Here is a 12,335-nt window from a genome sequence, read left to right on the forward strand (position 1 = left end):
GGAGCATAAGAGAAGAAGAAGGGGTAGGAGCTCCCCTTCTTCTTCCATTTATTTTAAAATAGAGTTCCCGTTTTGCCCCCGTCGATGACGAAGGTTTGACCGGTCATGTAGGTATTGGCAAAGGAAAGGGCAAAAACCGCCACTTTTGCCAATTCTTCCGGTTCCCCATATCTTCCTACCGGGATGCTCCGGATGAATCTGCGTTCCACTTCTTGGGGAGAGATTCCCTCGTCACCGGCAATTTTTTGATCAAGGTATGCCACCCTCTCCGTGTGGAATCTACCGGGGGCAAAGCAATTGATCAGGATGTTATCCTTAGCCACTTCGTTTGCCAGCGTCCTGGCTAAACCGGTAATGCCTGCCCGGATCGAGTTGGAGAGGAGAAGCCCTTCTATCGGTTCTTTTACCGATGTGGAGGTGATGATCCCCACTCGCCCTCCTCCCCTTTCTCTCATCACGGGAAGAAGACCTCGGATCAGGCGGACCGTACCCATGAAGTTGGTCTCAAAGGCGCGGTAAAAATCTTCGTCCGTTAAGGATTCAAACTTCCCCACGGGAGGTCCACCGGCGTTGGCCAACAGGAGATCCACTCCTCCAAAGTGTTCCAAAGTAACATGCAGGGCTTTCTCTATCTCTTCTTTATGAGATAGATCGGCGGGCACGGTGAAGATTTCTCCCTTTCCTTCCGACTGGAGGGACGCTTTGGCTTTGTCGAGATTTGCTTTCGACCGGCTGAGGAGAGCGATTGAAGCCCCTTCTTTATATAATTCTCTGGCAATGGCAAAACCGAGCCCCTGACTCGCCCCGGAAACGAGGGCAACCTTCCCGGATAATTTGAGATCCATGTTAGGTTCCTCCTTTACGCTTTTTTTGAAATGGAGCAAATTCGAACGAACGAGCTTGGAAAGGAGTCTGTACCCTTGTCCAAATCTTTGGTATAATCTTCATGATAATGGAGAACTTATCCTTTGACAAGGCATAAATCACTTGGAGGAGGATAAGCATGAATACAAAAAGGCGTGAAAGTGAGAGGATTGTTCCGGTGAGCGGCTTAACGGAGCAAGAGGAAAAAAGGTTTGAAAAGGAGAATCCTCCCTTAGGGAGTAGTGTGGACGCGAAAAGAGAAGGGAAAGTTACCGGGGAGAATCGTCCGGCGGAGTAAGCGGGGTGGGAAGCCAGGTTTTGCTTTCTTCCCGATCCTGTCTAAATTTCGCATGGGTGGTAAGAAATAGGTCCCGAAAGACCCCTCTTGTCTCTTTTTCTAGAACGTAAAGCCCCGCTCCGGTTACGCCTCCCGGGACGCATACTCGTGCTTGCAGGGTGGGAAGAGTAAAAATCCCCTTGGAGAGGAGGGCGCTCAGACCTATTATCATTTCGCTGGCTAGACGAGCGGCTAATTCTTCATCGATGCCTGTTTCCCGGACGGCATTTTGGATGAAGTCTTGCAGCAAGAAGCTGAAGAATGCGGGCCCGCAGCTGGTAATATCGGAGGCTGCGCGGACATTTTTCTCTTCAATGAGGATTGGGGTTCCAATATGGGAGAAAAAGGAGAACCAGTTTTTCTTTTCTTCCTTTTGGATGCGTGATCCGAACATGACCAATAACGCTCCCGTCAAAGCCGCATTGGTAATGCTTGGAATCATTTTGATCACTTTTGCCCGCGGGAGAACGTTCTCTAATTCTTCAATGAGGATGGTGCTGGTAATGGAGATGACGATGTGATCCGGGCGAAGGATCGGTGCGATGGTCTCTAACACCCCTTTATAATCTTGCGGGCGGACGCAGATAAAGAGGAGATCGCCTTCTTCGGCTAGGGAAGAGAGTTTATCGGATACCTTTATTCCGGGGTAGCGCTCCGCCAATTTTTCCGCTTTTGAAGGAGTACGATTGTATAGAAGGAGATTCTCAGGTTTAATCCCTTTCGATTGGATGAAAGCTTCCACCAAGATGCTTCCCATGCTCCCTGTTCCAATAAAACCGACGTTCACGAGAATCCCCCCATGATTCCTTCTGTATTAAAAATCATATGTGTAACGCTTCATTTTTATGAATATTCCTTTCGTTTGTTGGAGGGAAACGAATGGAACGGTTGATCCGGTTTGTAACTGAGCGGCGAAAACTTTTCATCGTCATCGTACTTGCGGCCGTGGGCTTTATTTATTTTCTGATCGCCAAATCAAAGGACGAGGAGAAACTTCTCCTTCCTCCCTATGACCAGGAGAGTGGGGGGACCGTGACGGAGACCGGTACGGAAAATCTAGATCTCCCTAAGGAAAAAGGCGGAGAGGGACTTCCTGCTGTTCAATGGATTGAAGTAGATGTGAAAGGAGCGGTGAGAAATCCGGGAGTGTATAAAATCGAGGAGAATGCTCGGGTCCATGATCTCCTGGAGAAGGCAGGGGGGACGGTGGAAGAGGCGGATCTTTCTCAGGTCAATTTGGCCGCTTTTTTAAAAGACGGACAAGTGGTATATATCCCTCGGATAGGGGAACAAGGTGTTGGATGGAATCCCCCAACGGCCTCAATTTCGTCTAAGGGAGGAGATGCCGGAGAAACTCTGATCGATCTTAATTCCGCTACGCTGGAAGAGCTGGATCAGCTCCCAGGCATTGGCCCCGCGAAGGCGGAGTCGATCCTTCGCTATCGAGAGGAACACGGGCCGTTTAAGGATGTGAATGAGCTAACCAACGTTTCCGGAATCGGTGAGAAGACACTGGAGAAACTTCTTCCCTATATCACTGTCCGGTAGGAAACGAATCGCATACATTTGGACGGGAGGGAATGGAAATGAGTATAAGTGATGCCGAGATTAAAGAAATTCTTCAGGAGACCCGGCGAATTGCTATCGTGGGTCTCTCCAACAAACCGGATCGGGACAGCTACAAGGTGGCAAAGTACCTACAAGAAGCAGGTTTTACGATCATTCCGATTAACCCTGTCGTCGATGAGGTGTTAGGGGTAAAAGCGGTTCCCTCTTTGCTTCAACTGACGGAACCGGTGGATTTAATCGATGTATTCCGCCGCAGCGAGGAGACGGTTCCGATTGCAGAACAGTCGGTTAAGACCGGGGCGAAGGTTTTATGGCTTCAGCTTGGAATTAAGAATGAGGAGGCGGAAAGGATTGCACGTGAAGCAGGGATGAAGGTGGTGATGGATCGGTGTATCAAGATTGAACATGCTCGTCTGCTTGGAAAGAAAGGGTAAGATACGTGCTTGCCTTTGCTAGATGGGCGGAGAAGAGATTTTTTCTAGGGGATCACCATAAAGATGAGAAAGCAAGGGGGAGAGGGTTGTGGAGAGAATCTCCTGGCATGAATATTTTATGGCCCAGGCAAAATTGATATCCCTAAGGGCTACTTGTACCCGACTCATGGTGGGAGCCGTAATCACGAGGGATCGGAGGGTGATTGCGGGGGGATATAATGGCAGCATTGCCGGGGATGAGCATTGTATTGATGTGGGGTGTAAGGTGGTGGATGGTCACTGTATTCGGACCATCCATGCGGAACAAAATGCTTTGATGCAATGTGCCAAGTTTGGCGTACCCACGGATGGGGCGGAGGTGTATGTGACCCATTTTCCTTGCCTTCATTGTACGAAATTGATGATCCAAGCAGGGATTAGGCATATTTATTATGAGACGCCCTACCATATCGACCCGTATGCCCAAGAATTGCTGGAAAAGGCGGGAGTGGAGACGACCCGGATCCGCGTAGATCTGGAAAAATATATCTCCGCTCTTCCGAAAGAAATATCCCTCATTCCCGAAAAAAGGGATAACGGGAACTTTACTCGGGGCGTTTGAGATGGGGTTTCTTACTCCGCTTATGTTCCGGAATGGATACGGAAACGATAAAGAGGGTTCGGGAGGGGAGGCTCTTTCCGCATGGATGCATGAAAAATGAAGAGGAATTTTAACGGCGCACGTCGAAAAGAGAAGAGGATTTTCGGAGGTGGTTCCTCTGTCTCTCTTTTTTTATGCGGCTGGATGGGGATTCGGTCTCTATCTCTATTTCTTGCAGGGTGAGGAGAAACTTTTTCTCTTCCTTCTGCTTCCTCTTCTTCTTCTTTTCTTTTTCCAAGGGGGAGGAAGATTGCAGCATCTCCTCATGCCGGCTCTCTTTATGCTTTTAGGCCTTGGTTATGGGTATTGGGACGGGAGCAAGGAGACTTCGCGGCTATCTCAAATTTTTGAATCGTTGGGAGAGGCACCGTCTAACATGGAGGTGACGGGAGTGATCGATTCTACCCCCGTCGTCGATGGAGACGCCTTCCGCTTTATCCTCAATGTCGAAGCGATTCATCTGGAAGGAAGGGAAATTCCTCTTCACGAGAAAATTTGGACTTCTTATCGACTGCAATCCCCGGGTGAGAAAGAGGAGGCCCTCTCTTTTGCGAGGGGAGATCGTGTTCAAACCCGCCTCACCTTCTCTCTTCCGGAGAAGCCCCGAAATCCCGGCGCCTTTCATTTTCCTCAATATTTGTATTCCCTCCACATCACATGGACCGGGAAAGGGGAGGATCTATCCCGGACGTCCCGATTGGAACGGGGTTCTTTCGTAGGTTGGAGGGGGATGGAAGAACTGAAAAAGGGGTTAGGGGGGCGGTTGGAATCCCTCTTTTCGCCAGAGGTAGCAGGGGTGATGAGGGGGATGCTTCTCGGGGATGTGGGGGAAATCCCGGAAGATTTAACCGAAACTTACCGGAAGATAGGGATCATTCATGTTTTGGCGATTTCCGGTTTTCATGTTACGGTAGTCATTGGAGGGCTACTCCTCCTGCTTCATTTTCTCGGACTGACGAGGGAGCGCTCCTATGAACTCCTCCTCCTCTTCCTGCCTTTTTATGCGCTTCTCACGGGAGCCTCTCCTCCCGTGCTCCGTGCTGTGACCATGGGATTTCTGTATCTGTTGGCCAAAAGGTTTCATCAATCTTATTCTGCTATCAAAGCGATTTCCCTTTCTTTCATCGGGATGACCTTCCTGGATCCGAGGCAGGTTCTAGGTTTGGGATTTCAACTTTCTTTTTTCGTCACTTTTTTTCTTCTCCTCTTTACCCGTCCATTGTCTGACCGGATCCGCCGTTTGATTCCTAGAATTCCCGAATGGCTTTCGATATCTACGGCGGTTCTTATTCTCGCACAGGCCATCTCTTTTCCCCTGTTATTAAAAGCCACCCATCAATGGAGTTTTCTCGTCTTACCTGCGAACCTCCTTCTCGTCCCCATTTTTGCCTTTCTGATCCCGTGGGGTTACCTTTCCCTCCTTTTCTCCCTTCTTTCCCCGGAGGCGGGTAAACTCCTTTCTCTTCCTTTAGAGGGGGTTATGAGAATCATCCATGATGGGATCTCAGGATTTGGGAATCTTCCCTCCTTCTTCTTTTCCATACCCGATCCTCCCACGTGGGGGTGGATCCTTTATCTTTTTTTTCTCCTTTTCTTCTTTTCCTTTCTTATGAAGGAAGAGCAACGGGAGGGGACCGCTTCCCTTTTCGTTTATCGGGATCTCCTCCTTTCTTTTCTATTCCTTTTTCTCTTCTTCTTTCTTCCCTCTTTTCTTTCTCTTTTTCATCAGGAGGTAAGGATCACCTTTTTCGATGTCGGCCAAGGGGATGCCATACTGATTCAGGCACCAAATGGAGGGAATCTCCTCATCGATGGAGGAGGAGTGAGCTTCCAGCCGGAGGAGGAATGGAGGCGAAGGAAGCATCCCTTTGAAGTAGGGGCAGATCTTCTCGTTCCTGCCCTAAGGGCGATGGGGGTGAATCGCCTCGACTGGGTGGTGGCAACCCACGGGGATGCAGATCATATCGGTGGTTTGAAAGAGGTGATTTCGTCCATCCCTGTAAAACATCTGTTGGGTAACGGTCTTTCCCCGACAACGGAGTTGGAGAGGGATTTATGGCGTGAAGGGGAGGTTCGTTCCATTCCGGCTTTTCGGGCGATTCCCGGAGAGTTTCTCCATTGGGGCAAGCAGGTTACCCTATCGATTCATGGTCCCGCTTCTTCCGGCTCAGAGAATAAGGCAGGGGAGAATAATGCTTCGGTTCTCTTATTCCTACAAGCCTATGGGAGAAAGATCCTATTTACAGGGGACTTGGAGGCGGAAGGAGAGAAGGAATGGGTCGATCGCGTCGGCCCCCTTGATCTTGATCTCCTTAAAGTGGGACATCACGGCAGCAAAAGCTCTACTTCTGAGGAATTTCTTGATGCAACCCGTCCGGAAGCGGCAATCATTTCGGTAGGGAAAATGAACCGTTATGGACATCCCTCACCGGAGGTGCTAAAGAGGTTGGAGGAGAGGGGGATCAAGATCTTGAGGACGGACCAGCTTGGGGCCATTCAGGTGAGAATCTCTCCAGATGGCGCGGTCCGCCTCACTTCCTACCCTTGGAAGTAAACGATCCGCAAATCCCTCATCCTCCTTCAATGACTATGAGAAGGTTTGAAGGTGTATGGGGTTTAAAACGGAATCGATTTGCGTTAGAGTAGATAAAGAAGGGATTGTTGTGAGAGAGGGAGGAAAAACGAGATGGATCGATCTCCATTAAAACAAAACAAGAGCAGTGAAGCGGTGATCGCCGTAACGGAAAAATATGGGGCTCATAATTATCATCCTCTCCCCATCGTAATTCATAAAGCGGAAGGGGTCTGGGTGGAGGACTTGGAAGGAAACCGCTATATGGATATGTTAAGCGCCTATTCCGCCTTAAATCAAGGGCATCGCCACCCAAAGATCATCCAAGCTTTGAAGGATCAGGCAGATCGAGTCACCCTTACCTCCCGGGCGTTCCATAATGATCGTTTGGGGGAATTTTATGAAAAACTGGTTGCTTATACCGGCAAAGAGATGATTCTACCGATGAACACGGGGGCCGAAGCGGTTGAGACCGCCATCAAGGTGGCGAGGAGGTACGGGTATGAGAAAAAGGGAATTCCGGATCAGAAGGCGGAGATTATCGTCTGTGAGGGAAATTTCCACGGGAGAACCACCACGATTACCTCCTTTTCTTCGGAGGAGGAATATAAGAGAGGCTTTGGCCCCTTTACCCCTGGTTTTGTGATCATTCCCTATGGAGACATCGAGGCTTTAAGGAAAGCGATTACCCCGAATACGGCTGCCTTTCTGGTTGAGCCAATTCAAGGAGAGGCAGGAATTATCATCCCGCCTGAGGGATATCTCCGGGAAGCTGCTCAAATCTGCAGGGATAACGGCGTATTATTCCTTGCCGATGAGATCCAGACCGGTTTTGGGAGGACGGGAACCCGATTTGCTTGTGATGCGGAAGGAGTAATTCCCGACATCTATATCATGGGGAAGGCATTAGGAGGAGGAGTGATACCCGTTTCCGCCATTGCTGCTGATCGAGAGATTCTAGGAGTTCTTACTCCCGGTTCCCACGGGTCAACCTTTGGAGGCAATCCCTTGGCAGCAGCTGTGGCCATCGCGGCCCTGGAGGTAATCGAGGAAGAGAAATTGGTAGAGCGCTCGAAGGAAATGGGAGAATATCTCCTTCGTAAGCTCCAGGAACTAACCCCCCATCCTAAAATTAAGGAAATTAGAGGCAGAGGGCTCTTTATCGGTATTGAGTTATTTGAGGAGGCGCGCCCTTATGCAGAGAGACTTAAAGAAGAGGGTCTTCTCTTAAAAGAGACACATCACCGCATTCTGCGGCTTGCTCCGCCCCTAGTGATTCTGAAGGAAGAGCTGGATTGGGCGATTGAAAAGATAAGAAAAGTATTTCTTCCATAAGAGTATCTCACCCATTTCTTTCTCCTCAATTGAGAAAACCCCGCCCGTCACTCCGGCGTTGGGTTTTTTTTTACCCATCCATAGAGGAATTCAAATAACCTAGAATAGACACCATCCCCGGAAGGAGATAGAATAAAGGGAAGGATCCAGGGAATGCAACCTTTTGAGAGGATAGAGCGTCAGAAGAAATGAGAGTAGAGGGGGAAACGGGAGTGTTTGATCTTGAATTGATCCGGTCTGCCCAAGCGGGGGATCGTGATGCGATGATCCGTCTCTTACGGGAGATAGAGACCCCTTTATACAGGACCGCCTATTACTTGATAAACCATGAACAAGATGCGTTAGATGTGACGCAGGAAGCCCTTATCCGGATTTATACCAATATTTCCAGTTATCGCGAGCAAGCCCAATTTCTTACGTGGGCTCAGCGAATCGTAACCAACCTTTGCATTGACCGATTTCGGAAACAGAGGGAATCTGTTCATATTGATGATATGGAACGAGTTCTCCCCTCCCCCGGGAGTGTGGAAGAAGAAGTGATGAAGAAGAATACGGCCAAGGATATTGAAGAAGCCATTTCCCAATTGCCGCAAAACTTTCGTACCGTGGTGGTGTTGCGGTATATCCAGGATTTTAGTTACGGGGAAATTGCTGAGATTTTAAACTTACCCCTCAATACGGTGAAATCCCATCTCTTCAGGGCTCGAAAATTGCTTCAAAACTTACTTCGTGATTATGAGAAGGGAGGTGTGCGGGGATGAATTGTGAAGAGGTGAGAGAGTTGGTGCAACGGGACCTCGATGGGGATCTGAGTGAAATGGATCAAGAGAATTTGAAAAAGCATCTTTTGATCTGTGAAGAATGCCGCGTTTTTCATGAGAAAATGCTGGAGATTCACTCAGGTCTCGTCTCCTTGCCGAAAGTAAATCCTCCTTACAGCTTGGTGGAAAGGATTCTTCCCCGATTGGAGGAATTTGACAGAGAAGAAGAGGCAAAGAAGAGTAAAAGAAAATCTCTATTTAATCGTCCTTATATCCGTTATTTGTCGGTGGCAGCCGTATTTGCCCTCATTACAATTTCCTTTATCCAATGGATGTATGGTTGGAAATCGGATGAAAAGACCGATATGGGAAGGGAGGTTCAAAGCGTCACCACTTCTTCTAAAGATCATCAAACAACTCCGTCCCAAAGCTTTGCCTTGCAAGATGAAACCGCCACAGAAAGCGAGAAGAAGGGAGAGCAAAATCTCGGAAAGAGTCAGGATGCCTCACCACCCCCCCAGGAAAAGAAGCCGGATGAGCCAAAGAGTCATTTTGTTCCGATGGGAGAATCGGAGAACCATCAATCCGTCAAAACGCCCTCCACTTCTCCTCAAAAATCACCGGTTGATCCTCAGGATCCTCCAACGGCGTCGAATGCGCCTTCTGCCAAAGGGAGTGAAGAACCGAAACGTATGACGGAGGAACCATCTGTCAACGAGAATTCGGGTAAAGGGGAGGGGATGGCGATCTCTCCTCCTCCGGAGCAAGTTGCGCCGTTGGACCCCGTTATGGGCATTACAGCCACACCGATGGGCGATGTGAATCCGGAAGTTATCCCTTCACCCGATAAGAGCAGGAAAGCGCTTATTACCCCCACCCGGATTGAGTTTCAGAATGAAAAGGGGGAAACCATTTACACCGTGACGGCCAATCCAGGGGAAACCTTTAAGAATCTCACCTGGATCGACGAAAATACGGTCCACTACGAGGTTTTAAAAAAAGAAGATGGGAGCATCATGCATTTGGAATTGGATTTGGAAAAGGAACAAACGGTTCAAGCGGAAAAGCCGTAAATTTCCTTCGCAAAAGTTTAAAGCCCGGAGTGGGAAAAATCTCTTCTCCGGGCGTTCACATCGATGCGGATGAATGAAACCCATGAAAGAAAAAGATGCGCTTTTTCGTCGTGGTATAATAGGGGAAAAAGATCATGAAGGGGAAAAATGGAATATGGAACAATGGATCGAGGAAGTGCGAAGAAAGGAATATTCCCCTGTCTATCTCCTTTACGGGGAAGAGGAGTATCAGATCGAGGTTCTTTTGAAGGAATTGATCCATCTTATGGTGGATCCTGTCTGGCGGGAAATGGATTTTCTTTCCTTTGATATGACCAAGACGCCGATTCAAACGGCGATTGGGGAAGCGGAGACCTTTCCTTTTGGTTCAGAGCGGAAAATCGTTCTCCTTAAAAATGCGTATTTCCTTACCGGAAGCACGTTTCGCACAGGCGTTGAACATGATCTCGATACCCTGAAGGATTATTTGGAAAATCCTTCGACCTTCACCTCTCTTATCCTTGTGGCCCCCTATGCCAAATTGGATGAACGGAAAAAAGTTGTAAAAGAACTGCTGAAAAAAAGCAAAATATACCACGCAAAGCCTTTTACAGAAGAAGAAAGGGAAAAATGGCTTCGTAAGCAGATCAAGGAACGGAAAATCTTGATGGGTGAGGAGGAGCTGGAGGTTCTCTCTTATCTCCTTCCTAAGAGTCTCCCTCTCGCGAACCAAGAACTGGAGAAGATTTCTCTCTACAGTATCGGGCGAAAAGAGCCGATAACAAGGGAGGAGTTGGAAGCCCTTATCACCCACACGGTAGAAGGAGATGTCTTTTCCTTAATCGATAAGGCTCTCCATCAAGATCTGGAAGGGGCGTTTTTCTTATATCGGGAATTGATGAAGAGAAATGAAGAACCGATTAAAGTATTACATCTTTTCGGCAGACAGATTCGTCTCTTGATTCAGGTGAAGACCTTGACGAAAGATGGACTCTCTCAGAAGGAAATCGCTTCCCGACTGCGAATTCATCCCTATCCGGTTAAACTCGCTTTAAATGTAGGGAGAGATTTTCCCCTTGAAAACTTGTTCGATATGTTCCATATGATCGCGGATTACGACCGGATGATGAAAGAAGGAAAAATGGAGAAAAGGTTGGCACTGGAAATCGTGATTCTGAAGCTTCAAGCGATACGAAAAAAAACGACCGCATGACACGGGTCGTTTTTTTGGTTCTAAGCGAGGAGTTTATTCACTTTACTCATGAGACGGGATTTCTTCCGCGCTGCTTTATTTTTATGGATAACCCCTTTTGAAGCCGCTTTATCCAATTTCTTTGTGGCGATTTGGAGGTATGTTTTTACATTCTCCTTGTCCTGTTGAGCTACCGCATGCTCCACTTTCTTAATGGCTATTTTCAGGTCCGTTTTAACGGCGATATTACGAAGACGGCGAATTTCGCTCGTTTTCACACGTTTAATGGCGGATTTAATGTTCGGCATGGTTTCACCTCCTTTACATGTACAGAAACGTACATACAACAATGGACATTTTATCATGCTTTCTTTCCCTTTGCAAGAATAGAAACGGGGGGAATTAGGCATGGTAAGGGTAAGGAGGGATGAGAACTTGGATGAGAAAGGGAACCCTTGATTTAAGCCGTTATTCCGTTCGAACGGATCTGGCCATTGAAGCGCACCAAATGGCTCAAGAGAGGATGGGGAGATCAGAGATTCCTGGCGTGAAACTGGAGACGGAAGATGAAGAGGAGATGCGAATTACCCGGGTTCATGTCCTGAACGAAGAGGGAGCAAAAGCGATCGGCAAGATTCCCGGCCGTTATGTTACGATGGAAATTCCCAGTCTCCGCAAGCAGGACTCAGAATTAAATCATCGGGTAATCAATGCGTTGAGCAAAGTATTGGTTCGTTTTATGCAAGATATCGGGATACCGGAGGAAGCTTCCTGTCTCATCGTCGGCTTGGGAAACTGGAACGTTACCCCCGATTCCTTAGGACCAACCGTGGTGGAAAATGTTCTCGTTACCCGGCATCTGTTCGAGCTGATGCCTGATCAAGTGGAGAAGGGATATCGGAAGGTATCTGCCCTTTCCCCTGGTGTACTGGGAACCACAGGGATTGAGACCGGTGATGTGGTCCTTTCTATTGTAAAAGAGATTAAACCCGATTTTGTCGTTGCGGTCGATGCCCTGGCTTCCCGCAATCTGGCCAGGGTGAATACGACGATTCAGATCGCGGACACCGGCATTCATCCCGGTTCGGGAATTGGGAATAAACGCAAAGCCATCAGTCAGGAGACGTTAGGCATCCCTGCCTTGGCGATCGGCGTTCCCACCGTTGTAGACGCTGTTTCGGTGGCCAGCGATACCATCGATTACTTGTTGAAGCATTTAGGGAGACAATTAAAAGAGAGCCGTACCCCTCCCTCTGCCCGGTCTCGCCTATTGGTTGATCGATATACCCCTCTCTATGAAAAACCTCCATCGTTCAGTGAGGAGGATCTCCCTAATATGGAGGAGAGGGTAACGCTCATGGGCATGGTTGGAGAGCTGAATGAGGAGGAGAAACGCTCCCTCATTCGGGAAGTGCTTCAACCCATGGGTTATAATCTAATCGTCACTCCGAAAGAGGTGGATGCATTTATTGAGGAGATCGGAAATATCTTGGCCAACGGATTAAACAGGGCTTTGCATAAGGCGGTCAATGCGAAGAATGTAACCTCCTACACCCATTAATTTTTTCGGCGAAGGGGG

13 protein-coding genes are annotated in these 12,335 nt (G+C 48.4%); 10 read left to right on the top strand and 3 right to left on the bottom strand.

Annotated features, from left to right (window positions below):
• Positions 1-53 precede the first annotated feature (53 nt).
• Complete coding sequence (locus THEAE_RS0108430) at positions 54-845, bottom strand: SDR family oxidoreductase (RefSeq protein WP_005584250.1); 792 nt, start codon at positions 843-845, stop codon at positions 54-56.
• Positions 846-1,003: 158 nt separating this feature from the next.
• Here THEAE_RS0108430 and THEAE_RS22965 point away from each other — a divergent pair, with 158 nt between their 5' ends.
• Positions 1,004-1,162 (top strand): hypothetical protein, encoded by a 159-nt coding sequence (locus tag THEAE_RS22965; protein ID WP_156920581.1) that lies wholly within the window; start codon positions 1,004-1,006, stop codon positions 1,160-1,162.
• On the opposite strand, the gene comER is transcribed toward THEAE_RS22965, so the two are convergent.
• Entirely contained in the window at positions 1,134-1,988 is an 855-nt protein-coding gene (gene comER, locus THEAE_RS20460) for a late competence protein ComER (protein ID WP_052329867.1), read from the bottom strand. The two genes, THEAE_RS22965 and comER, sit on opposite strands and share 29 nt — an antisense overlap.
• A gap of 92 nt (positions 1,989-2,080) precedes the next feature.
• On the opposite strand from comER, the gene THEAE_RS0108445 reads away from it, so the two are divergent.
• From THEAE_RS0108445 to holA, 8 genes are all read left to right on the top strand, one after another.
• Positions 2,081-2,749: a helix-hairpin-helix domain-containing protein gene (locus THEAE_RS0108445; RefSeq protein WP_052329868.1), complete on the top strand. Its 669-nt coding sequence runs from the start codon at positions 2,081-2,083 to the stop codon at positions 2,747-2,749.
• A 38-nt stretch (positions 2,750-2,787) separates the two neighbouring features.
• Entirely contained in the window at positions 2,788-3,204 is a 417-nt protein-coding gene (locus tag THEAE_RS0108450; protein WP_005584246.1) for a CoA-binding protein, read from the top strand.
• 88 nt (positions 3,205-3,292) lie between these two features.
• Entirely contained in the window at positions 3,293-3,805 is a 513-nt protein-coding gene (locus THEAE_RS20465) for a ComE operon protein 2 (protein ID WP_039944373.1), read from the top strand.
• 148 nt (positions 3,806-3,953) lie between these two features.
• Positions 3,954-6,398, top strand: a complete 2,445-nt coding sequence (locus THEAE_RS0108465; protein ID WP_028987164.1) for a DNA internalization-related competence protein ComEC/Rec2 — start codon at positions 3,954-3,956, stop codon at positions 6,396-6,398.
• A gap of 132 nt (positions 6,399-6,530) precedes the next feature.
• Positions 6,531-7,751: an ornithine--oxo-acid transaminase gene (locus THEAE_RS0108470; protein ID WP_052329869.1), complete on the top strand. Its 1,221-nt coding sequence runs from the start codon at positions 6,531-6,533 to the stop codon at positions 7,749-7,751.
• Positions 7,752-7,939: 188 nt separating this feature from the next.
• Complete coding sequence (locus tag THEAE_RS0108475; RefSeq protein WP_005584105.1) at positions 7,940-8,512, top strand: RNA polymerase sigma factor; 573 nt, start codon at positions 7,940-7,942, stop codon at positions 8,510-8,512.
• Positions 8,509-9,585, top strand: coding sequence for an anti-sigma factor (locus THEAE_RS0108480; protein WP_028987167.1), 1,077 nt, complete (start codon positions 8,509-8,511; stop codon positions 9,583-9,585). Before THEAE_RS0108475 ends, THEAE_RS0108480 begins: the two co-directional genes overlap by 4 nt.
• Before the next feature lie 154 nt (positions 9,586-9,739).
• Entirely contained in the window at positions 9,740-10,777 is a 1,038-nt protein-coding gene (holA, locus tag THEAE_RS0108485) for a DNA polymerase III subunit delta (protein ID WP_169729977.1), read from the top strand.
• 20 nt (positions 10,778-10,797) lie between these two features.
• Here holA and rpsT read toward each other — a convergent pair whose 3' ends face one another.
• Positions 10,798-11,064 carry a 30S ribosomal protein S20 gene (rpsT, locus tag THEAE_RS0108490; protein WP_005584109.1) on the bottom strand — a complete coding sequence of 89 codons (267 nt, stop codon included), beginning with the start codon at positions 11,062-11,064 and terminating at the stop codon, positions 10,798-10,800.
• 131 nt (positions 11,065-11,195) lie between these two features.
• On the opposite strand from rpsT, the gene gpr reads away from it, so the two are divergent.
• Positions 11,196-12,317, top strand: a complete 1,122-nt coding sequence (gene gpr, locus THEAE_RS0108495; RefSeq protein ID WP_028987169.1) for a GPR endopeptidase — start codon at positions 11,196-11,198, stop codon at positions 12,315-12,317.
• Positions 12,318-12,335: the final 18 nt, after the last annotated feature.

Source organism: Thermicanus aegyptius DSM 12793 (assembly GCF_000510645.1).
Classification (GTDB): Bacteria; Bacillota; Bacilli; order Thermicanales; family Thermicanaceae; genus Thermicanus; species Thermicanus aegyptius.

What these genes read in the sequence shown, in the direction of transcription:
- THEAE_RS0108430 (WP_005584250.1), bottom strand. Translation starts at nt 845, where the DNA reads ATGGATCTCAAATTATCCGGGAAGGTTGCCCTCGTTTCCGGGGCGAGT.
- THEAE_RS22965 (WP_156920581.1), top strand. Translation starts at nt 1,004, where the DNA reads ATGAATACAAAAAGGCGTGAAAGTGAGAGGATTGTTCCGGTGAGCGGC.
- THEAE_RS0108445 (WP_052329868.1), top strand. Translation starts at nt 2,081, where the DNA reads ATGGAACGGTTGATCCGGTTTGTAACTGAGCGGCGAAAACTTTTCATC.
- THEAE_RS0108450 (WP_005584246.1), top strand. Translation starts at nt 2,788, where the DNA reads ATGAGTATAAGTGATGCCGAGATTAAAGAAATTCTTCAGGAGACCCGG.
- THEAE_RS0108470 (WP_052329869.1), top strand. Translation starts at nt 6,531, where the DNA reads ATGGATCGATCTCCATTAAAACAAAACAAGAGCAGTGAAGCGGTGATC.
- THEAE_RS0108475 (WP_005584105.1), top strand. Translation starts at nt 7,940, where the DNA reads ATGAGAGTAGAGGGGGAAACGGGAGTGTTTGATCTTGAATTGATCCGG.
- THEAE_RS0108480 (WP_028987167.1), top strand. Translation starts at nt 8,509, where the DNA reads ATGAATTGTGAAGAGGTGAGAGAGTTGGTGCAACGGGACCTCGATGGG.
- holA (WP_169729977.1), top strand. Translation starts at nt 9,740, where the DNA reads ATGGAACAATGGATCGAGGAAGTGCGAAGAAAGGAATATTCCCCTGTC.
- rpsT (WP_005584109.1), bottom strand. Translation starts at nt 11,064, where the DNA reads ATGCCGAACATTAAATCCGCCATTAAACGTGTGAAAACGAGCGAAATT.
- gpr (WP_028987169.1), top strand. Translation starts at nt 11,196, where the DNA reads ATGAGAAAGGGAACCCTTGATTTAAGCCGTTATTCCGTTCGAACGGAT.